Source organism: Kurthia sp. Dielmo, assembly GCF_000307285.2.
Classification (GTDB): domain Bacteria; phylum Bacillota; class Bacilli; order Bacillales_A; family Planococcaceae; genus Kurthia; species Kurthia populi.
Map to the genome: position 1 here is coordinate 255,067 of NZ_HE578957.1, position 20,807 is coordinate 275,873.

19 protein-coding genes and 1 riboswitch are annotated in these 20,807 nt (G+C 42.8%); of the genes, 5 read left to right on the forward strand and 14 right to left on the reverse strand.

The window, feature by feature from the left end; genetic code table 11:
* Nucleotides 1–14: 14 nt before the first annotated feature.
* Both KTHG_RS06175 and KTHG_RS06180 read right to left on the reverse strand, forming a co-directional pair.
* Nucleotides 15–833: a YitT family protein gene (locus KTHG_RS06175; protein WP_126990171.1), complete on the reverse strand. Its 819-nt coding sequence runs from the start codon at nucleotides 831–833 to the stop codon at nucleotides 15–17.
* A gap of 99 nt (nucleotides 834–932) precedes the next feature.
* Nucleotides 933–2,096: an MFS transporter gene (locus KTHG_RS06180; protein WP_139992239.1), complete on the reverse strand. Its 1,164-nt coding sequence runs from the start codon at nucleotides 2,094–2,096 to the stop codon at nucleotides 933–935.
* Nucleotides 2,097–2,175: 79 nt separating this feature from the next.
* On the opposite strand from KTHG_RS06180, the gene yeiL reads away from it, so the two are divergent.
* Together yeiL and KTHG_RS06190 are read left to right on the forward strand one after the other, a co-directional pair.
* Complete coding sequence (gene yeiL, locus KTHG_RS06185; protein WP_139992241.1) at nucleotides 2,176–2,859, forward strand: transcriptional regulator YeiL; 684 nt, start codon at nucleotides 2,176–2,178, stop codon at nucleotides 2,857–2,859.
* Nucleotides 2,860–3,051: 192 nt separating this feature from the next.
* Nucleotides 3,052–4,227 (forward strand): aminotransferase-like domain-containing protein, encoded by a 1,176-nt coding sequence (locus KTHG_RS06190; protein WP_139992243.1) that lies wholly within the window; start codon nucleotides 3,052–3,054, stop codon nucleotides 4,225–4,227.
* A 137-nt stretch (nucleotides 4,228–4,364) separates the two neighbouring features.
* On the opposite strand, the gene KTHG_RS06195 is transcribed toward KTHG_RS06190, so the two are convergent.
* Genes KTHG_RS06195 through KTHG_RS06205 form a run of 3 tightly spaced genes read right to left on the reverse strand, consistent with a single transcriptional unit; the run spans nucleotide 4,365 to nucleotide 7,705 of the window.
* Nucleotides 4,365–4,964 carry an NUDIX hydrolase gene (locus KTHG_RS06195; protein WP_139992245.1) on the reverse strand — a complete coding sequence of 200 codons (600 nt, stop codon included), beginning with the start codon at nucleotides 4,962–4,964 and terminating at the stop codon, nucleotides 4,365–4,367.
* 3 nt (nucleotides 4,965–4,967) lie between these two features.
* The gene (locus KTHG_RS06200) at nucleotides 4,968–7,103 is read right to left on the reverse strand and encodes a type IA DNA topoisomerase (protein ID WP_139992247.1); all 2,136 of its coding nucleotides are present in this window, start codon (nucleotides 7,101–7,103) and stop codon (nucleotides 4,968–4,970) included.
* Nucleotides 7,100–7,705 carry a Maf family protein gene (locus tag KTHG_RS06205; RefSeq protein WP_139992249.1) on the reverse strand — a complete coding sequence of 202 codons (606 nt, stop codon included), beginning with the start codon at nucleotides 7,703–7,705 and terminating at the stop codon, nucleotides 7,100–7,102. The genes KTHG_RS06200 and KTHG_RS06205 overlap by 4 nt, the downstream gene beginning before the upstream one ends.
* Nucleotides 7,706–7,780: 75 nt before the next feature.
* Between KTHG_RS06205 and cdd the strand changes: the two genes are divergently transcribed.
* Nucleotides 7,781–8,218, forward strand: coding sequence for a cytidine deaminase (cdd, locus tag KTHG_RS06210; protein ID WP_139992744.1), 438 nt, complete (start codon nucleotides 7,781–7,783; stop codon nucleotides 8,216–8,218).
* Nucleotides 8,219–8,257: 39 nt separating this feature from the next.
* Here cdd and KTHG_RS21105 read toward each other — a convergent pair whose 3' ends face one another.
* The 9 genes from KTHG_RS21105 to KTHG_RS06250 all read right to left on the reverse strand — a co-directional run bounded on the left by KTHG_RS21105 (nucleotide 8,258) and on the right by KTHG_RS06250 (nucleotide 18,860).
* Nucleotides 8,258–8,434 carry a hypothetical protein gene (locus KTHG_RS21105; protein WP_186439509.1) on the reverse strand — a complete coding sequence of 59 codons (177 nt, stop codon included), beginning with the start codon at nucleotides 8,432–8,434 and terminating at the stop codon, nucleotides 8,258–8,260.
* A 1-nt stretch (nucleotide 8,435) separates the two neighbouring features.
* A complete protein-coding gene (locus KTHG_RS06215; protein WP_126990178.1) occupies nucleotides 8,436–8,972 on the reverse strand; it encodes a GNAT family N-acetyltransferase in 537 nt (178 codons plus the stop codon).
* A 29-nt stretch (nucleotides 8,973–9,001) separates the two neighbouring features.
* The gene (locus KTHG_RS06220) at nucleotides 9,002–10,435 is read right to left on the reverse strand and encodes an MFS transporter (RefSeq protein ID WP_255512397.1); all 1,434 of its coding nucleotides are present in this window, start codon (nucleotides 10,433–10,435) and stop codon (nucleotides 9,002–9,004) included.
* A 123-nt stretch (nucleotides 10,436–10,558) separates the two neighbouring features.
* Entirely contained in the window at nucleotides 10,559–11,038 is a 480-nt protein-coding gene (thiW, locus tag KTHG_RS06225) for an energy coupling factor transporter S component ThiW (RefSeq protein ID WP_126990180.1), read from the reverse strand.
* Nucleotides 11,039–11,096: 58 nt separating this feature from the next.
* A riboswitch (TPP riboswitch) is annotated at nucleotides 11,097–11,205 on the reverse strand.
* A gap of 20 nt (nucleotides 11,206–11,225) precedes the next feature.
* Complete coding sequence (cydC, locus tag KTHG_RS06230) at nucleotides 11,226–12,935, reverse strand: thiol reductant ABC exporter subunit CydC (RefSeq protein ID WP_186439510.1); 1,710 nt, start codon at nucleotides 12,933–12,935, stop codon at nucleotides 11,226–11,228.
* Entirely contained in the window at nucleotides 12,919–14,628 is a 1,710-nt protein-coding gene (cydD, locus tag KTHG_RS06235; RefSeq protein ID WP_139992748.1) for a thiol reductant ABC exporter subunit CydD, read from the reverse strand. The genes cydC and cydD overlap by 17 nt, the downstream gene beginning before the upstream one ends.
* A gap of 15 nt (nucleotides 14,629–14,643) precedes the next feature.
* Nucleotides 14,644–15,648, reverse strand: coding sequence for a cytochrome d ubiquinol oxidase subunit II (gene cydB, locus KTHG_RS06240; RefSeq protein WP_029499025.1), 1,005 nt, complete (start codon nucleotides 15,646–15,648; stop codon nucleotides 14,644–14,646).
* Nucleotides 15,648–17,051, reverse strand: a complete 1,404-nt coding sequence (locus KTHG_RS06245; RefSeq protein WP_139992253.1) for a cytochrome ubiquinol oxidase subunit I — start codon at nucleotides 17,049–17,051, stop codon at nucleotides 15,648–15,650. Before KTHG_RS06245 ends, cydB begins: the two co-directional genes overlap by 1 nt.
* 273 nt (nucleotides 17,052–17,324) lie before the next feature.
* On the reverse strand, nucleotides 17,325–18,860 hold the full coding sequence (locus KTHG_RS06250; RefSeq protein WP_186439512.1) for an NAD(P)H-hydrate dehydratase: 1,536 nt from the start codon (nucleotides 18,858–18,860) through the stop codon (nucleotides 17,325–17,327).
* Between the two features lie 85 nt (nucleotides 18,861–18,945).
* On the opposite strand from KTHG_RS06250, the gene KTHG_RS06255 reads away from it, so the two are divergent.
* Nucleotides 18,946–19,188 (forward strand): hypothetical protein, encoded by a 243-nt coding sequence (locus KTHG_RS06255; RefSeq protein ID WP_139992257.1) that lies wholly within the window; start codon nucleotides 18,946–18,948, stop codon nucleotides 19,186–19,188.
* Between the two features lie 121 nt (nucleotides 19,189–19,309).
* A complete protein-coding gene (locus KTHG_RS06260; protein WP_139992259.1) occupies nucleotides 19,310–20,737 on the forward strand; it encodes an alanine/glycine:cation symporter family protein in 1,428 nt (475 codons plus the stop codon).
* The last annotated feature ends 70 nt before the right edge of the window (nucleotides 20,738–20,807 follow it).

The window sequence follows — 20,807 nt, forward strand, 5'->3', positions numbered from 1 at the left end:
ACGATTCCCTCGTATTAGCCTCGGTCAAAATTACCTGCCACTTCAACCGTTTGTGTAATGTTCATAAATGCTTGTGGATCGACTTGTTTGACAATTTCTTTCACTTCATTTAATTGATAACGTGTAATAACCGTCATTAAAATGTCGCGTTTTTCGCCCGTGTAACCACCCTTACCTTCTGTCATCGTAATACCACGATACAGTCCTGAAAGCAGTGCATCCTTTGTTTCTTCCCCTTTGGCGGTAATAATCGTCACCGTTAGCTTAATATGATTCGTGTGAATTAAGTCGATTACCTTACCTGTCGCATAAATGCTAACAAGTGTATTTAATGCCGCATCCCAACCAAATACAAAGCCCGATGCAATGACAACAACCGCATTCAAGCCCGAAATAATCGTTCCAAGCGGGAAATTACTACGCTTACTAAGGAGCATCGCAATAATATCAAAGCCACCTGATGACCCCGATGCCTTAAAGACAATTGCAATCCCAAGTCCGGCAATTACCCCACCGAAAATACCCGCTAAAATGGGGTCCTCGGTAAAGCCGACAATTGGAATAACCGATAAACTCACTGAAATGGTCACAACCGATAAAATCGTATACGTAATAAATTTCTTACCTAATTTCCAAACGCCTAAAATCAATAATGGTAAATTTAATAAAAAGTTAAGTACTCCGGTATCAAATGGTGTAATAATCCCGAGCATCATCGCAATCCCGCTTAAACCACTACTTAAAATTTCGTGTGGAATTAATAAAAAATTATAGGCAAGTGCAATAATAATCGAGCCAATTAAAATCATGCTAATGTCGCGTACATGATGCATTTCTCTATCCCCTTTTACGTTCAAATGCTTTAATCAACGTAATTATAGTGCAAAATATCGCGAAATAACTGTTAAAAGTTTTTTCTGAAAATAGCTGTTCTATGCGTGTTTTTCTGTACTGGACAACTGTTTTCTACCAATGTAAAAAGCGATGAAAAATGCGGGAATTGTAAAGACAATCATGCCGAGGAAAGCCGCCTGCATCGACATTGTGTACAAGTACGTCGCAAAAAAGGTCATGAGCGCGGTCGCAAAACTTTGTGCAAATGTCGCATACAGTCCTTGTGCACTCGGTAAATAATTTGTTGGTACATTCGCGGTAATAAAGCGCATAAACGCATAATGTGCAAGCGCAAACGATAAACTATGGAACAGCTGACTAACGATAAACAGCTCGACGTTTGGGAAGAAATAAATGATGCACCAGCGCGCAGTTGAACCTGCCGCCGCAAGTGCAAACATCATGCCAGGCGTCCATTTTTTAAACAATCGATCGGCGTATGTGAACAGCATAATTTCAAATAACACCGACACATTAATAATCATACCGATGTAATACTTCGACACGCCAAGCTCCTGTAAATATAAATAGCCATAGTTGTAATAGGCAGCATGTGCACCTTGTAGTAAAATTGCCAGCAGTAAAATAAGCGGGAAATGACGCACTTGAAATAATTTTTTAAAGGATGGGCGTTCTGCGGTCGCTGCGGGTGCTAATCGTACACTATCCGGCGCCTTCGTCCATGTCAGCGCAGTAAAAATTGCCAAAATGACAATCATGCCACCAAGGAATAATTGGTCCCCAAATGCACCTGATAGCATACTAATAATGAGTACCATACAAATAAAGCCGATGGAGCCAAATGAGCGTGCCTTCGCATAGCGTAGCTGACTATGCTGCGTGAGTGAGCCAGCCGTCGCATCAAGCGCGGGCATTAGCATCGGGAAAAAGAAATTAAATAAAGCGGTAATTATCAATAGCGGCATATAGCCCTGTGCTGGGATATAGCTACAAGCAAGCAAAAAGGCCGCCGCACTGACCCACTGTAAGACACGTAAATCACTCGCGGTTTTTTTCATCATGGGATAAAGCGTAATCGTCGATAACCCGCGCATAAGTAAACCGATGCTCATAATAACGCTTGCCTGCTCAATCGAGAGGTTTTTGCCATCAACTAAATAGCCCGTCCAATACGGTAAAAAGATGCCCCAGCCCATAAAAAATAAGAAAAAACGGACGGACATCCAGCGTTGTACGTTCATGTCATTCACTCCTTTTTCGCATCGTATCATGAAAACTTTTTAGTATAATAGGAGATATCTCATATTTTGGAGGCATTTGATGAAAAAAATAATGACTGAAACGAGACAACACTTCGTTGAAGAGGCCACACTGCAAGCGATTTTCCCAAAAAGCATTGAACAATTTGCAGAGATTCATGACTTTGAAGCCGGTGAATTTATTAATGTCGAGGGCGATGAGCCAGCGTATTTGTATTATATTTTATCCGGTAAAGTGAAGGTTTATTTTACCCAATCAAACGGCAAAGTCGCGCTGCTGCATTTCCTCGGCACGCATTCCTTTATCGGTGATATGGAGCTACTTGAGGCACGGTATTATTCAAAGGGCATTCAAGCATCTCAAAAAACACGCTGCCTCGCATTCCCGACTGTACATGTACGCGAGCTTTTATTAAATGATGTCACCTTTTTACGTCATTTAGCGTTGTATATGAGTAAAAAAATCATGCATAACTCCGCCAAAATGTCGCAAAGTTTAGCCTATCCACTTGAAAATCGTTTGGCTGAATTTATTTTGATGTCTGAAAATAATGGCATTTATAAAGAAAAACATACCGAAGCCGCAGAATTTTTAGGCGTTTCATATCGTCATTTATTGCATGTTTTAGCGCAGTTTGTAGAGCGCGGTCTTCTCCAAAAAGACGGAAGATGCTATATATTACGTGAGAAATCGATTCTAGAAGAAATGGCGACATCTATATTCGCTACGGCGATTCACGACTGATTCATTCGCAGAATATTTCCTATGCATTTTTTTGCTATTTTGTGATAATATTTTCGGCACTCACCCATTTAATTCATTTAATTTTAAAAATTGTCTGAAAATAGATGTCTGTGATATATTGTGTTCACTATTTGTTTAATGATACAATTTAGAAAATTATAAAAAATTATTTAAGTAAAGGAAGTTAGGCATATGGAATTTTCTCAACGAATCTTAGACACTCCTTCATCATTTATTCGTAATATTTTAAAAGTAACAGATTCACCAAATGTAATCTCTTTTGCGGGTGGACTACCAAATCCAATCTCATTCCCGGTTGAAAAACTACGTGAATCTGTCAACCGCGCCATCGATGAAGACGGTAGTAAGCTTTTCCAATACTCAACAACAACAGGCTATGCACCACTTCGTCAATACATTGCAGACAAGTACAATCATAACTTCGACTTAGGCATTACAGCGGATGATATTATTATTACAACCGGCTCACAGCAAGCACTGACATTACTTGGTCAAGTTTTAGTGAATGAGGGCGATGGCATTATTATCGAAGAGCCAGGCTATCTCGGTGCGATTCAAGCCTTTATGCTTGCGCAGCCAACATTCTACCCTGTAACACTTGAGCAGGACGGTTTAAACCTTGATGAATTAAAAGAAGCGCTTGAAAAACCAAATGCAAAATTCATTTACACTGTACCAAATTTCCAAAATCCAACCGGCTTAACGTATACACAAGAAAAACGTGACGCAGTGTATGACATTTTAAAAGATTACCCAGACATCGTATTAATCGAAGATGATCCATACGGCGAGCTACGCTTTGAAGGCACACCACTACCATATATTGGTGGTGGACGCCTTCCAAATAGCGTTATTTTAGGCTCATTCTCAAAAACAGTCGCACCGGGTATGCGTATCGGCTTTATCATTTCAAAAAACAAAGAATTAATGACACATGTCGAAACAGCGAAGCAAGCGGCTGATTTACACACTAATATTTTCTCGCAATATGTGCTGCATGATTATTTAACACATAATGAATATAAAGAGCATGTTGAGAAAATCATTGATTTATACGGTAAACAAGCAAACGCGATGCTTGACGCACTTGAAAAATACATGCCAGAGGGTGTGACATGGACAAAACCTGAGGGTGGGATGTTTATTTGGGCCACATTACCGGATAATAAATCTGCACTTGATATGTTTTCAAAAGCAATGGAAGCGGATATTGCCTTCGTACCGGGTGACCCCTTCTACACAGGTTCACAACATGTGCCAACCCTGCGCCTAAACTATACGGCCTCGACACCAGAAGTTATTGATGAGGGCATCAAACGTTTAGCAGAACTTTTCAAAAAATATTAACGAAAAAGAGGCTTTGACATACGTCTAAAAATAACCTCTCTTATGAGCATAAGAAAAACCGGAATCGTGCTGTAGCACGGTTCCGGTTTTTCGTTGTGAACGCTAAAAGGAAAATGACGTGTTTCGTCTAGTCTTTTTTATGGTGTTTTTATGAGTGCCTCAACAATCGCCTCATAATAACTTTGCGGATGTGGCACGAGCTGGGCACGTGTCGTTGTCTCGACTTCCCCGCTTTGAACATCATACAATGATATAGTTGGTGCATCTCCGTAAATCAATGCCGCAAAATCGGCTAGCCGACACGTTAAAAGAGCTGCTACCTCCTCTTGTTGCAACGTGAACGTTTGAGGTGTCGTCACCTTATAGACGTAACAACGCGCCCATTCGCGGTCTGAAATCGCTGGTGTTAGCACGATATTTTGTAATGTGCCAATGGACTGTAGCTCAGAAAACTTCACGTCAATCCCTAATTCCTCCGCCACTTCACGAATGCCATCTTCTGGCGTTTCCGTTGCGAGTAAATGCCCCGCTGCTGTAATATCATAGCGCAGTGCATAATCTTTTTTATTGGCGCTTCGCAGCTGCAAATAAACGAAGCGCTCGCCTTCCCTCTCTTCAATCAACCAACAATGAAACGTTTCATGCCATAAACCAGACGCATGAATATGGTCGCGTGTGGCGATACCTACTCGCTGATCGTGCTCATTAAAAACTGCTAACTCCTCGATGATGCTCATCTCCTATTTATCCGCAAAGGCGAATGTTACTTTATTATTTTCTAACATTAGTTTCGCGCTAAATGGATTGCCTTTTTTCGATTTAAAGCCTTTTAATTTAGCTGTTTCACCGTTCGTTACTAAATCGGTTAATTGCTTCGGTGAAATTTTCTTCTGTGCGATAATTTTAGATACCGTAAATTTGCAACCGCCCTTATAGTTCGTACAGCCGTAAAAGGATTTATGCTCAATAAGTTGCCCTTCCTTACATGCTGGACAGGTAACGATTGGCTTCGTCGATGACACCGGTGTCGCTGCTGCCTTCGCTTCCGATAAATCCGTTTTCGCGACCATAGCTGGTGTCGTGTCGATTAAATGACGTAAAAACTTCTCGACACTCGCAAAAAAGGCCTCCTGTGTCCCCGTTCCTTTCCCAATTTTCCGCAAATACGTTTCCCACTTAGCGGTCATCGTTGGACTCGCAAGGAGTGAGCCGGTAATGACCTGGCATAATACGCGACCCTTTGGCGTTAATGACACAATGTTTTTCGTCACTTGAATATACTCATGGCGTTTTATCGTTTCAATAATGCCCGCACGCGTCGCCTCGGTCCCAATGCCCTCTACCTCTTTTAAAATATCGCTCTCTGTCTCATCATCGACAAGCTTCCCGCATGTTTTCATCATTTGAATGAGCTGGCCCTCGGTAAATGGTTTCGGTGGCTTCGTTTCACCCTCATGGACATGAATAAGTGCGGCAACTTCCTCGCCCTGCTCGACAATCGGTAGCTTCGGCGGCTCCTTATCATCTTTCTTCTGCGGCCATAGCTCCTGAAAGCCGCGGTCTTTTTCGACTTTGCCGACCGAATAAAAGACAATACCCTGTACATTTGTTTCAATCGTCGTTTCCTCATACATATAATCTCGGTGGAACATCGCCAATGTCGTGCGCATAATTTCAACATATAATCGTTTTTCAGGGTCACTTAATTTCGCGAGCTTCGCTACAGTCGGTACCGTTTTCGTCGGAATGATGGCATAGTGCTCCTCTACTTTTGAGGCATCGACATAGCGCTTCGACGGCGCAAGACTAGCGGGTTCAAAATTCGCCTTCATAATGTCCTGAAAGGCAGGTAATGCTTCTTTTAAATACGCAAACTCTGCTGGTGTAATGAACTGGCAATCCGAACGTGGATACGATACGAGCTTTTTCTCATACAATTTCTGTACTGTTTCAAGCACCATTTTCGGGCTAAATTTCCATAGACGATTGGCCTTTTGTTGAAGCGTTGACAATGAATGCAGCTTTGGTGGTAGATTGCGCTTCATCTTTTTCGTCACTTTTTGAATCGTACCCGGTAATGGCGTATTCTCCGCAATGCCGGCCTGCGTTAAAATCGCTAGTGCTTCTTCATACGTCTCCTTTTTCACCTTCGCCTTGCCACTATATTCCCCTTGTGCCGCATTGAATTTTCCCATTAGCTCATAAAATTTCTTCGGCTTAAAGTTTTCAATTTCACATTGACGCTCATAAATCATAAAGACCGTTGGCGATTGCACGCGTCCAATCGACATGACCTCATTTAGCCCCTGCTGCTTTAACAGCACCGTATAGAGACGACTCGCATTCATGCCAACAAGCCAGTCGCTAATTTGGCGTGTTTCGGCCTCTTTAAACATCCGTAAATCCTTCGCATTGTCTTGAAGCTGACGAAAGCCCGCACGAATTTCGTCGGCCTCTAGTGAATTAATCCATAAACGCTGAATCGGCTTATTGCGCACGCCGGCCTGACGCAAAATCGAATAAAAAATATTCGAGCCTTCGCGGTCCACGTCACAGGCATTAATTAAGACGTCTGCTGCTTTGAGCAATTTTTTCACTTCCTGGAATTGCTCCCACTTGCCTTTTGCTACTTTAAATTCATATTTTGAAGGAATCATCGGCAGCACATCTAACTTCCAGCGCTTCCAAGCACTATCATACTCAGCCGGTGCCTTTAGCTCCACTAAATGACCGATGCCCCATGTAATGACAGCCCCTGATGGAAAGACCTCGTTTGGCGCAAGCTCAATAAAATGTTTTGTTTTTTTCGCGACAGGAAAGGCTTCTGCATACGCCTTTGCCTGCGATGGTTTTTCAGCTAATATGACAATGCTCATGCCTGCACCTCCTGTGTTTCGAGTTGTAGTAGGTTATGCTGTAGTAATTCGTCGGTTAAGCGACTAAGTGGAAGGCCTACAACCGTTAAGTAATCGCCGTCAATTTTTTCGACAAAAAAGACGCCATCCGTTTGAATGCCGTAGCCACCTGCCTTATCAAATGGATCTCCTGTTGCGACATATGCCTCAATAAAAGCATCCGAAACCATACGGAATGTCACTGATGTCGTTTCGACAAAACTATAGGTATTCTGTGCGGTGACAATCGCAACTGCCGTTAGGACCTCATGTGTTTTACCGCGTAGTTTTTGCAAATGCTGTACCGCTTCATTTGTCGTTTTTGGTTTATGTAAAAGCTGGTCACGATAGACAACAATCGTATCCGAGCCAATGACAACGGCATCTGGATGTTTAGCCGCGACGGCCTGTGCCTTTAATAACGCGACGTCTTGCACATATTGCGACGCTGTCTGAAATGCCACGCTTGTCTCCTCAACATCGGCTGATTCCACGTCAAATGGTATATGGAGCTGTGCAAATAACTCACGACGGCGCGGTGACTGTGATGCTAAAATAAATGATGCTGTCGTTTGAAAATTCATAAAATCCCTCGCATTCTATCTAGTAATTTCATTTTAACATTCACTACTGCTTTACAAAAGGCAGAGCAATCAAGTATGTTTATCTATACACTACATAACAAAGGGGTACTTTTTATGAATAAAGAACAGTTAATGAACGAGGCGCGCGGCGTCTTAAAAAACTCGTATAGCCCATACTCAAATTTTCCGGTAGGAGCTGCGTTACTTTTAACAGATGGCTCGGTCATTACGGGCGTCAATGTTGAAAATGTGTCTTTTGGTGCCACAAACTGTGCAGAGCGTACGGCGATTTTCACGGCGCTAACACAGGGTTATAAAAAAGGCGATTTTGTAGCGATTGCCGTTGCCGGTGACACGGATGATTTCTTACCACCATGTAGCATTTGTCGCCAAGTCATGGCTGAATTTTTCACACCGAATATGCCGGTTTATTTAACAAATCGCGCGGGGGATATTAAAGAGCTTGCGTTAAAAGAATTATTACCGTTTGCGTTTACGGAATTAGACATGTAAGCAAAAAGGAGCCGCAATACTGCGCCTCCTTTTTTCATGCTATTTTTTTCTCTTTGCATACCATTTTAAAAGTAAATACCAACCACCGACAAAAATAACGAGGCCGACAATCGTTGGACCAAACACGACACGCCCAACGACGAGATAGCTAACAATTAGCATGACAACGAGCCACGCTAATGCAAAAAATAATACAAATTGCCATGGAATCTTCATATTACGAACGTTCCCCTTCCAATAGTGCATACACCGCATGGTCGACAAAATGGTCATACAGCCATTCCGACTCACGCGCGATACCCTCCTGTGTAAAGCCAAGGCGCTCGGGAATGGCACGACTTGCACGATTTTCGACGGCTGCACGAATTTCAACACGATGAAGCTTTACGGCATCAAATAAATAGTCGACAAGTCTTGCGACACTGCGCGTCATAAGACCATGCCCTTGAAAGTCTTCCGCAAGCCAGTAGCCAATCGATGTCGAACGATTTTCACGATCGAGCGCATGTGTGCCAACGGTCCCTGCAAACTGTCCCTTATATAAAATCGCCATATTTAAAATGCCTGATACCGCAAATTGCTTTTCGGTGAAGGCGATAAATTGACGCGTATCTAAAATCGTTTTCGTGCCATCTACCCACGGAAGCCATTCGCGTAAGTAGCTACGGTGTCCATCTACTGCCGCAAACATCGCCTCTGCATGCGCATCACTTAATTGTTGTAACGTCATGTGCGCATCTAATTGCCATTCCATTCTAAATGCCCCCTTTAACTATGCGCTTATTATAGCATGTCGCGGTCCCTCGTAACGCTTAAGAGACAACTTGCGATTAGCAACACCCCTGCAATGACATAAAATTGACCAGTAAGTGACAAAGGTAATAACGCCAGCCCCGATGAGCCAACGACCGTACCGAGCGAGAAGAACGCATAAAAATACCCATACGCACGCCCTCTTGTTTGTTCGGTCGTTCCTTCAATAAGCATGCGATTCATTGCGGGGAATAATAGCGCAAAGCCAATACCATACAGGGCAAGTATCGCATAAAGCAGCGCTTGCGACGTTGTGATACTAATAAAAAACTGACTGATTCCAATAAAGGCAATCCCTAACACCATGAGCCATTTAGCAGACCATTTATCAAATACATAACGTGTTGGCAGTACAAATAATAAGACCGCTACAATGCCAAACATACTCATTAGTGTGCCACTTAACCGCGATTCATAGCCTAATAATTCGATACGAATTGGTAATAAATACGCCAGCGCCCCTTGTGACATCATCAGCAAAAAGGCGGCCATAAAGGCACGTATGGCGCGTGCATTCCAGCTAAAGCTTTGTTGCGTCGTCTGCGATTTCTTTTTCACCGTTAGCTGTAAAAATATTAATGCCACAACGACAACGGCACCAATTATTGCGACCGTTATCAGCACAAATGGTACGGAGGTACGCGTTGCCACAATGCCGCTATAAGCAGGACCTAAAATCGCCGCGATGCCGACAAAGGCGCCGGTTAATGCCGACTGACTGCCCTGTGTTTGCTGGGCTGTTTGATTGGCGACAAGCGTAAAGGCGGCCGGTGTAATAAGCCCTGCCACAAAGCCATGACAGGCACGTAGTACGAGCAAGGTGGTCGGTGAATCAATAACCATATATGCACATAATGATAGCACCGTAAGCATCAGTCCAATTATTGCAATACGCTTCGCTCCCACACGATCAGTTAAAATACCCGACGCCATATTCCCAAACATATTCGTAAAAGAATACATCCCAACGACAAGTCCGGCTATCATCGTCGAAGCGCCTAATGATAGTGCAAAGGTACTCATGACGGGAAGCTGTGCGAATAAATCGAGAAACGTAAAGAAAATCGCACCATACAATAACCAAATTTGTTTAAATGGTTGCGGTCGATAACGTGCTTCAGCCCGCTTTATGTATCGATCGAATAAAAAGTTCCCAAATGGGATAAAGGCGACAAGGACCGCTACAATGGAATAAACAATGGGCCATTGCATACGTAACTGCGCCCACGCAATCGACGCGAGATACAACATAAAAATGGCGCCATGCAAACTGCCCATAATCGTTACCGCTAGTGGCAAATCCCACACATATTTTAGTGGCATCGCGACACCTAATAAAATTAATAGCGATAGGCCGTCTAAAATGCCCATCGTTCGTAAAAATCGCACAGCTTTTGAGTGCACAGTATTCCCTTCTTCCATTAGTCATTACTAAAAAGTATACCGCATCCTTATCGCTATTGGCTTCTATTGTGCCTGTATTTGGCAATAAAAAAAGCCGACGTCGTTCATACGTCGGCTTTTACACTACTGAATCGCTAAATAGCGTGTTGGGACAGCTTTTAGTATCGCGAGCGCTAGCATGGCGCCTGTCACCGTCGACAATAAAAAGGACGGCATGAAAAATAACGCAGATACCGCGGGTGCATGCATAAAGAACATACTATAAGGTACCGCAACAAGGGATGCGATGATGCCCGTGCCAATTATTTCCCCACTGATTGCGGCTATGCGTCTTTTCGTTATCCTATAGAGCATACCTGCAAGCACTGCCCCTATAACGCTTCCTGGAATGGCTAATAAAGTCCCCGTCCCCATCATCAGTCGAATAAGTGATGCCAATATAGCCTGTATAATTGCCGGAATCGGCCCTAGTGTTACCGTGCAAATAATGGTCATCATATGCTGAATGGGCGCCACTTTTGCCACACCAATCGGGATACTCACAACACTTGAGCCGATAACACAAATCGCGATATACATCGCTAATAACGTCATTTTTTTCATATAAAAAGCCCCTCTCTTTCTGATGCGATTGCCAAAAGAAAAAGAGCCAGGCCCTTATTATCTTTGTAAGTTGCTTCCCTCCGCTAGTATGAACTAGATCAGGTTTCAAGGATTAAGCGGCTGTAGCGCTCTCTCAGTCAGTCACACTGACACTCCTAGCAATCGTCCCCGCTACTGTATCATAAAATTAGTCAAATGGATAGTCTAAGTCGTATAATTTTCGGTATCTTGCGTCATCTGCTAACAACTGTTCATGTGAACCTTTTACACGTACTCGACCATTTTCAAGCATATAAATGGTATCCATATGAGCCATTGCTGCTAAATGATGCGTAATCCATACGACTGTTTTATTGCTAAGAACCTCAAATATCGTATGAATCAATTCCTGCTCAGTTACGGGGTCTAAACCAACAGTTGGCTCATCTAATAATACAATGGGCGTTTGCTGTAATAAAATACGAGCAAGCGCGATACGCTGACGTTCCCCACCAGAAAAGCGTGTGCCAAGTTCTTCGACACGCGTGTCATAGCCATGTGGTAATGTCTCAATCATCTCATGCAACTGAACTTTTTTCGCCGCCTCAATAACCTCCGCATCACTTGCCGAAACATTTCCAAGTCGAATATTATTCATAATCGTCGTATCAAATAAATACGGCTTTTGTTCTAAGACCGCGATAAGCTGTGATGTGTCATGACGTAGCGTATGCATATGCACGCCGTTAATCGTTACCGTACCAGCAGTCGGCTTATACGCCCCCAGTAATAACTTACCAAGCGTACTTTTACCGGTACCTGTTTTCCCTAAAATCGCGACTTTTTGACGTGGGTGCCATGTCATTGATACATCCCGGAGTACGGTCCTATTATCATATTGAAAAGCGACATTTGATATATCAACAGTATAAGGCCCAGTAGGTAATGTAGTGCATGGCTGTGCGTCTTCGCTTCGTCCCTCGACTTCCATAAGACGTGCAAATGACGTGTCATAACTTGGGAAATGGCTAATTGCATCGCTAATTGGCATAAACGCTTCAAGTAGCGGTAACGCAACAAGTACAAAGGCCGCAATCCACATTGGATGAAAAACAGCAGTTTGCGCCATGTCGCTTCCAAACATAACTAATAGAATCACTGACGCAGCAGCGACTACTTGAAAAACAATCGAACGTCGACGACTCGATGCTTCAATTTTTGCTTCTAGTCGGTCATAACGCGCAGCAATTTGTTGTTTCCCGGCAATCATTTGATCTGCACGACCACTTAATTTCCAGTCTGTTGCACCCATTACAGCATCTGTTAAGTCATTATAAAGTTCCGCCCGCACTATTTTCATATCAAGCATATGTTGTCGATTGCGTTTTAATGCTACATATGGCAATACAAATACAAGGATGCCAAATAGCAAAGCTAACAACAAAGCATATGGAATGCTAAATACACCCAATGCGATAATCGCGATGCCATACAATATAAGTGCAAATAGCGCTGGGAAAATTGTTTTTAAATAAAAGTTTTGCAAATGCTCTAAGTCATCGGCCAGTAACCCTAATAAATCGCCGATTGCGTAACGTTCTTTTAAAACGAGCGCCTGCGTCTCTAATCGTTGAAATAATCGCACGCGCATTTTTGATAACACGGCTAATACAAAGGAATGGCTTGCAAGCTGTTGTAAATAATTAAGTACGGGACGTGAAATCCCAAATGCACGTACTAAGACAATTGGCACGTAGACAAGCAAGATATTTTCAGGTCGTAATGACGACTTTGAAATTAAATATCCCGATGTAAACAAGAGTGCACATGCAGCAATGAGTGCACCCACGCCGAAAAGAATCGTCAATATAAGCAGGCCTTTATGCGCTTTTACATAAGGCTTAATCCAATCGTTCATGACATTTTCCTCCTTGTGCGGCAATAAGTGCAGCATAGTGACCTTGTTGTTTCATAAGTTGTTCATGGGTGCCAACTTCGACAATTTCACCATCATCAATGACAATAATCCGGTCCATATTGTGCATCCAATGCAAGCGATGCGTTGCAAAAAAGACAAGACGCTCGTCAAATAACGGTAATATGCGCTCCTTTAATTCCGCTTCCGTTTCGATATCTAGATGCGCGGTCGGTTCATCGAATAATAATATGCGGCGGTCTTCCAGAAAAGCACGTGCTAGCGCAATTCGTTGTTCTTGTCCTCCACTCAATATTCTTCCAGATTCCCCAATCCATTCATCTAAACCATGGGGCAATGCCTCAATTACTTCACGTAATCCCGCACGATCACAAGCCGCTATAATCGCCTCCTCACTCGCATGTGGTGTATAAAAGGCAATGTTATTGCGTAATGTATCGTGAAAAATATAAGGGTGTTGTGGAATATAATACAATTGGCGTTGCCAATCTGCATTGTATAACGATGGTAATACTTGACCATTAACCGTAATACGGCCGCCTGTCGTATTTAAAAACCCTCCAAGTAATGATAATAACGTTGATTTCCCGGCACCTGAGGCACCAATAATGCCAATTTTCTCATAGCCTTGTGCCGTTACATGCCACGCTTTTGGTATTACACGATCTTTAACACGCACGCCATCGGGCATTAATTGGCTTTTCTCATCCCACTGTGCTACCGGCGTATGGTCAAGCGATTGTCGGTGCTCCTCTAGTGCTTGTTGAATTGTCTTAAAAGCATTTTTCCCATCAAGTGTTGCATGATAATCACTACCAAACTCGCGAATTGGTGAAAAATAGTCCGGTGCCACAATGAGAACAGTTAATGCCGGTAATAACACGATTGTGCCATTAATTAAACCAAGCCCTAAAAACAATGCAACAATGGCAACGGATAAACTCGTAAAAAACTCGAGGGCAAATGTTGATAAAAAGGCCAAACGTAATGTGCTCATAGTTGCTTTGCGGTATTGTTCACTAACCCGTTCAATATTACGGTCATAACGTTTACTAAGTCCTAATACACGTAATGTCATAATGCCGCGTAAGGAATCTACGAAGTGGTTTGATAACTGTTCGTAGGACTCATACTGGCGATCAGCTTTTGCCTTTGCTGCAAGACCTACAAGCGCCAAGAAGAAAATGAGGATCGGTACGACGACAACCAATATAATCGCAGAGCGCACATTTTCTGTCCAAACGAACACGACAATCATGGTCGGGATTATCAGCATATTCATCAGCTTCGGTAAAAAGAGCTTAATATACGTTTCAACATTGCGAATCCCTTCAACGGCTAATGTCACCGTTTGTCCGGTTGCAGTACGCTGCGATCCTACATCAAAAATATGATGCAATAAATCGTCGCGTAAATGGTGACCGATTTTTTTCGCATAGGCCGTAATAAAGCGTTCACGTAAGGCAACAATGACTTGTTTGCCAATAAAACACGCCGCAAATAACAATAAAAGAAGCCACTGTTCAGACAGCGGCTCGTTGTGGAAAACATGCGTAATCGCTGTCGCTAAATAAATGGCTTGTAGGATGGTCATCGTGCCCTGCAACAGGGCTAGTACCCCTAAGCATACAAATACCCCTTTAATGCGTGGTAATGTAAATAGCGCTCGATCGATCATGTTCTCCATCTCCTATTTCTTTGTTGGGTGAATCCGTTTACGGAAAATATAGTAACTCCAAATTTGATACCCTAAAACGAATGGTAATAAGACGACTGAAATTTTTGTCATAACAGATAAGGTGTAATCGCCTGATGACGCATTATCAATCGTTAAATTAAATGCGGGGTCAATCGAGCTAATCATGACGCGTGGGAACAACCCAACGAATAACATGATGACAACCGAGGCAAAAGCAAGACCCGTCATCGTAAAAGCAATGCTTTCCTTTTTCTTTGTCGCAAATGCCCAGGCAAGTAATGTACATGCTACTGTAATCGCTAAAAATACTGGTGTAGCAACCGGTCGTACTGTAAAGAAGTCCGTGCTCGTGTACGTTAAGACAGCGAAGACAACCTCGCCTGCTAATAACACGATAAAGAGCTTGCTTAACATTTGGCGTGCGCGCTCACGTACAACGCCTTCTGTACGAATGCCGATAAACGTTAATCCGTGAACGAGCGATAAGAGCATAACCGCTACACCACCAACGACAGAATAAACGTTCACGTAATCTGTAAATGTGCCGAATAAATGCATATCTTTATCGATTGGCATTCCTTGCACAAGACTCGTAAATAACATCCCTAGTAAAAACGGTGCGAGTGCACTACTACCAAAAATAAGCCAGTGCCAATAGTTAATATATTTATCTGTATGTGTGTGGTGACTATATTCAATCGCGACACCACGTGCGATTAATACGAGTAAGAAAATAACAAATAAGGTGTAGTAACCTGAAAACATTGTGGCATACCAGCTAGGGAATGCTGCAAATAACGCCCCACCTGCTGTAATGAGCCAAACTTCATTGGCATCCCAGAACGGTCCAATTGTTGACATTAATTGATTGCGTTCATTTTTATTTTTGGCAATTAGGCGCGTTGACATGCCGACGCCAAAGTCAAAACCTTCTAAGAAGAAAAATCCAGTAAATAATACGGCGATTAAGATAAACCAAAATACAGTTAAATCCATTATTTAAACGCCTCCTTATCCATTAAATCAACATTTTCTTGCTTTGGTGCTGTATCGATAATTGACGGTCCTTGTTTTGCGACGCGTGCAACCATGTAAATCATAATAATCGCTAAAATAACATAGGCGGTACTAAATGAAATCGTTGAGAATAATAATTGTCCCATTGAAACGTTTGGTGACACCGATTGCGCCGTTGTATAGTAGCCAAACACCGTCCAAGGTTGGCGACCAATTTCCGTCATAATCCAACCTGCTGTATTCGCAATAAATGGTGCTGCCATCGCAAACATCATTGTTCGCAGGAACCATGTTGGTGTTGCCAAAATACCTTTTCGACGATTACCGAACCATAAACCAAGTATTGATAATACGAGCATGACACCACCGAAGCCTGCCATAATACGGAAACTCCAAAATACAGGCCATACAGGTGGAATGTAGTCTACACCTTCACCATATTTTTCTTCGTATTTCGCTTGCAGTGTTTTCATCCCTTCAACAGAGCCACTGAATTCACCATATGCTAAATAACTTAATGCGAATGGTAAGTCGATATTCCACGTATTTTTTTCCTCTTGTTGGTCACCGATGGCTAAAATTGTCCATGCTGCCGGGTCCTCTGAGTCATCCCAAAGCGCTTCAGAAGCGGCCATTTTCATTGGTTGTGAGTCCATTAAATGTTTTGCTTGTGCGTGTCCAGAAAATGCAATCGCAAGTGACGCGATTGCCGCAACAATCATTGAGATGTTAAATGATGTTTTGAAAAACTCGACGTCTTTTTTCTTTAACAAGTTATAGGCACTAATCCCACCAATAACGAATGCGCCAGTTGCTAATGCGCCAAATACCGTATGTGGAAATTCTACTTGAAGCTGTGGATTTGTTAACAGCGCCATAAAATCGGTTAATACGGCTTTGCCGTCTTGAATTTCAAAGCCTACAGGTTCTTGCATAAATGAGTTAGCTGCTAAAATCCAAAGCGCCGATAGTAATGTCCCAATACTAACGAGCCATGCAGAAACGGTTATGACCCAATCGGGTAATTTGCCGCGTCCAAACATCCAAATACCGATAAATGTAGATTCCATAAAGAATGCTAAAAGTGCTTCTACTGCTAATGGTGCGCCGAATACGTCACCCATAAAGCGCGAATATTCAGACCAGTTCATGCCGAATTGGAATTCTTGTAAAATCCCTGTTACAACCCCTATCGCAAAGGATAGTAAAAAAATCTTACCCCAGAATTTTGCCATCCGTAAGTATTCTGCTTTTTTCTTAAATAAATACATCGTTTCGAAGATCGCGACGATAAAAATAGTCCCAATCGAAAGCGGAACGAAGAAGAAGTGAAAAATCGTTGTCAGTGCATATTGCACACGAGCCAACTCTAAAACATCCATTGTGCATCCTCCTTTTTTTGAAGCTTGTCATTTATTTTTACAGTTACAGTATACTACGCAATTTTAAGAAAAATAGCCTATAATTCAAAAAAAGTTTCACGATTACGTGTTCAAATTGTGAAACTTTTGGAAAGTTTTATATTCATTTTTCTACCTGTTTTATAGGTATTTATAATCTAAAAACTAGTTATCATTGGTTACGTTAACTTTAAAGGTAAAAAATAATGCCTGACGTCAAAAGTCTGTCACACTGCTGTTTCAACTTAGACAAATTCACTTCACAAAACACGCAATTCGCTGTCCTAAATGTGTCACAACCATTTCAGGTGTTACGCTGTAATGACTATGCTGTGCGGCAAGTTTTTCCGCGGTCTCTGCCTGTAAATATGCCGCGGTATACAACGCTTGCTCCGCCGGCACGCGCTGTGTCACGAATGATAAAATCAAGCCGGTTAAAACGTCGCCACTCCCTCCTTTTCCAAGAGCACTGCTGCCAATTGGAATGAGCCACTGTGCTCCGTCTGGCGTCGCTACAATCGAACGATGCCCTTTTAATAACACATATACCCCGAATTTCTGTGCTAAATCGCGCGCATACGAAAATCGATGTTGTTCAATCTCTGCAATGGTCGTATCGCATAACATGGCCATTTCTCCTGGGTGCGGCGTCAAGATAACACATTTGCCCGTCGCACGAACATGTTGTAACAACGGTTTCATCATATAGAGACCGTCCGCATCAACGATAATCGTCTCCGGTCCTTCAAGCGCCAACAGCCATGCTGCAACTTCTTGAAGCTGCGCTGCACGCCCTAACCCTGGTCCAAACGCTACCGCGCGTATTTTTGTAAAATCATGTAGCGCAACGCCTTCTTTTGTCATATACCCATCTTCTGACGCTGCGCTCTTTAATAATACTTCCGGCGCTTGTAACATCATGCTTGGCATTAATCCTTCGGGTACAATAAGCGAAATAAGCCCAATGCCACTATGAAACGCCGCCTTGGCACTATAGAGCGGTGCGCCAACATAATGCTGCGAGCCACCAATCACTGCACCATGACCAAATGTCCCCTTATGACCATCTAACGGGCGTGCCGGTAACGCCGCTTTGACGAGCGCGGGCGTAACAATTGTTGGTGCCGTCATGTGAAGTGTGTCCACAAGGGTTTCGGGCACTGAAATATCGACCACTATAAGCTCGCCTATATAATGCGAAGCTTGTTGTAAATAGCAACCAATTTTCGGTTGTGCTAGCGTCAGCGTATAATCCGCTTCAATCGCCGCATCGACAACTTCCCCACTATTAGCATGTAAACCTGATGGTAAATCAATCGCCACAACCATTTTTTCGAGCGCATTTATTAGCGGAATTAACCATGTCATATGCCCACGCAATGCCCCGCTCGCACCCGTACCTAGTAAACAATCGATTAGCACGGCACAAGAGGCCAACCAAGCTGTTGTTTGCACTTCTTCTATTAGTAATGTCACCGGAATACCACGGCGTTTTAAAATATGATACTGTGTTTTGGCATCGCCACGTAATTGCTGTTCCTCGACAGCTAGTCCAATCCGGACATCATAGCCTAAATCAATGAGACGCCTAGCGATGACAAAACCGTCGCCGCCGTTATTACCGGTACCGCACACGATCGCAATGCGCTCATGCGTAAGTAACTCATGCTCGCGCAGGGCCATCACGACGGCATTGCCGGCAATTTCCATTAATGTGCCGCCATCGATACCAATCGTCTCAATCGTATAGCGCTCAAGCGCCTGCATTTGTGCTGTTGTTAATGCATACATGAAAAATCCCCCTTTAAAATTGACAATCATCTTCGTTCTAGTATATAACAAGTACCAATAGCTATATCAAAAGGAGAATATTTTAATGAAACATAGTATGAAAGACTTTGCGCCACCCCGTACAAAAGAGACAGTCACAAGAGAACTAGAAAAAGTACAACAATTATTGCACGAACAAAAAGAGACCACAGTAACGATTTACGAAGCAGCATTAAAGGACGACCCCGAGCTGTTTAATGAATTCCAGCAAAGGCGCCTACAAGGCTTACAAGCAACGGATACAACCGCTGTTGATAAAGCGCTTGAACAATTAAAAAAGCATTCGTAAGAGGCCGTTATCAACGGTCTTTTTTTATAGTGAAAAATTATTTTACTATTGCAAATAAATAATCAACGTTTTTTAAATTCGTTTAGGGGTATACTGTCCTATGGAAAGGACTGATTAAAAAGTGGATTGGTTAGACAATTTTATTCTTACAGTCAACGATTATCTTTATTCTTACGTCATTATTGCGATTATTTTAATCGTTGGTATTTTCTTCACCGTTCGTGGACGCGGGATGCAGTTCACATTATTCCCTGAAATGTTCCGTGTGTTAACGGACAAAGCTACGATTGATGGTAAAGGCAAAAAAGGGGTTTCTTCCTTCCAAGCCTTTACGATTTCCGCCGCATCACGTATTGGTACTGGTAATATTGCCGGTGTCGCAACCGCGATTGCATTAGGTGGACCGGGGGCTGTGTTTTGGATGTGGGTAATGGCATTAATTGCCGCTGCTTCTTCATTCGTCGAAAGTACACTCGCACAGCTTTATAAAATTCGCGATGGCAATGACTTCCGTGGGGGCCCTGCGTACTATATGGAACGTGGCCTCAACAAGCGCTGGATGGGGATTGCCTTTGCGATTGCCATTACGCTTTGCTATGGCTTTGTATTTAATGCCGTTCAAACGAATACTATCGCCGCTTCCATGGGCAACAGTTTTGGCTTTGACAAAGTCTGGGTTGGGATTGTCGTTGTTAGTTTAACAGCGATGATTATTTTCGGTGGCGTACAACGCATCGTTCAAGTCACACAATGGCTTGTACCAGTGATGGCGATTGCTTATATCGGCATTGCGATTGTTATTATTATTTTAAACTTCACATCACTTCCTAGCGTTTTTGCGTTAATCTTTGAGAAAGCCTTTACCTTTGAAGCCGGTGCTGGTGGTGCCGTCGGTGCAGCCATTATGCAAGGCTTTAAACGCGGGTTATTCTCAAATGAAGCAGGTCTTGGTTCTGCGCCAAATGCCGCGGCAACAGCCAATGTTTCTCACCCCGTTAAACAAGGACTTATTCAAACATTAGGCGTTTTCGTAGATACGATGCTCGTTTGTACCGCGACTGCCGCAATCGTTTTATTAAGTGGTGTTTACCAAAATGTTGATGGCCAAAATTCACGTGTTGACATTACACAGGAATCGCTTGTTGTACAACTTGGCGACTGGGCCGGTATTTTCTTAACGGTGGCAATCTTTATGTTTGCCTTTAGTTCTGTTATCGGCAACTATTACTACGGTGAAACGAACTTAGATTTCATTAAAAAATCCAAAAAAACGATGCTATTTTATCGTCTTCTTGTATTAGGATTTGTAATGTTCGGTGCCATGGCAAAAGTATCACTCGTATGGAACTTAGCTGATTTCTTTATGGCCATCATGGCATTAATTAACTTAGTAGCGATTTTCATGCTTAATAAAACGGCATTCCGCTTACTAAAAGATTATCGTGCACAACGTAAAAAAGGCAAAGACCCGGTATTTTATGCGGATACAATGCCGGACCTTAAAAATATTGAATGCTGGGACCGCAAAGATCACCCAGAGAACAAGTAAGCATAAAAAGAAGCTGGAACAAAACACGTCATGTTCCTTTTTCAGTGTTCACAACAAAAAACCGGAACCG

Coding starts and splice junctions, on each gene's coding strand:
- KTHG_RS06175 (WP_126990171.1), bottom strand. CDS start 833: ATGCATCATGTACGCGACATTAGCATGATTTTAATTGGCTCGATTATT.
- KTHG_RS06180 (WP_139992239.1), bottom strand. CDS start 2,096: ATGAACGTACAACGCTGGATGTCCGTCCGTTTTTTCTTATTTTTTATG.
- yeiL (WP_139992241.1), top strand. CDS start 2,176: ATGAAAAAAATAATGACTGAAACGAGACAACACTTCGTTGAAGAGGCC.
- KTHG_RS06190 (WP_139992243.1), top strand. CDS start 3,052: ATGGAATTTTCTCAACGAATCTTAGACACTCCTTCATCATTTATTCGT.
- KTHG_RS06195 (WP_139992245.1), bottom strand. CDS start 4,964: ATGAGCATCATCGAGGAGTTAGCAGTTTTTAATGAGCACGATCAGCGA.
- KTHG_RS06200 (WP_139992247.1), bottom strand. CDS start 7,103: ATGAGCATTGTCATATTAGCTGAAAAACCATCGCAGGCAAAGGCGTAT.
- KTHG_RS06205 (WP_139992249.1), bottom strand. CDS start 7,705: ATGAATTTTCAAACGACAGCATCATTTATTTTAGCATCACAGTCACCG.
- cdd (WP_139992744.1), top strand. CDS start 7,781: ATGTTTATCTATACACTACATAACAAAGGGGTACTTTTTATGAATAAA.
- KTHG_RS21105 (WP_186439509.1), bottom strand. CDS start 8,434: ATGAAGATTCCATGGCAATTTGTATTATTTTTTGCATTAGCGTGGCTC.
- KTHG_RS06215 (WP_126990178.1), bottom strand. CDS start 8,972: ATGGAATGGCAATTAGATGCGCACATGACGTTACAACAATTAAGTGAT.
- thiW (WP_126990180.1), bottom strand. CDS start 11,038: ATGAAAAAAATGACGTTATTAGCGATGTATATCGCGATTTGTGTTATC.
- cydC (WP_186439510.1), bottom strand. CDS start 12,935: ATGAACGATTGGATTAAGCCTTATGTAAAAGCGCATAAAGGCCTGCTT.
- cydB (WP_029499025.1), bottom strand. CDS start 15,648: ATGGATTTAACTGTATTTTGGTTTATCTTAATCGCCGTATTATTTACT.
- KTHG_RS06245 (WP_139992253.1), bottom strand. CDS start 17,051: ATGGATGTTTTAGAGTTGGCTCGTGTGCAATATGCACTGACAACGATT.
- KTHG_RS06250 (WP_186439512.1), bottom strand. CDS start 18,860: ATGTATGCATTAACAACAGCACAAATGCAGGCGCTTGAGCGCTATACG.
- KTHG_RS06255 (WP_139992257.1), top strand. CDS start 18,946: ATGAAACATAGTATGAAAGACTTTGCGCCACCCCGTACAAAAGAGACA.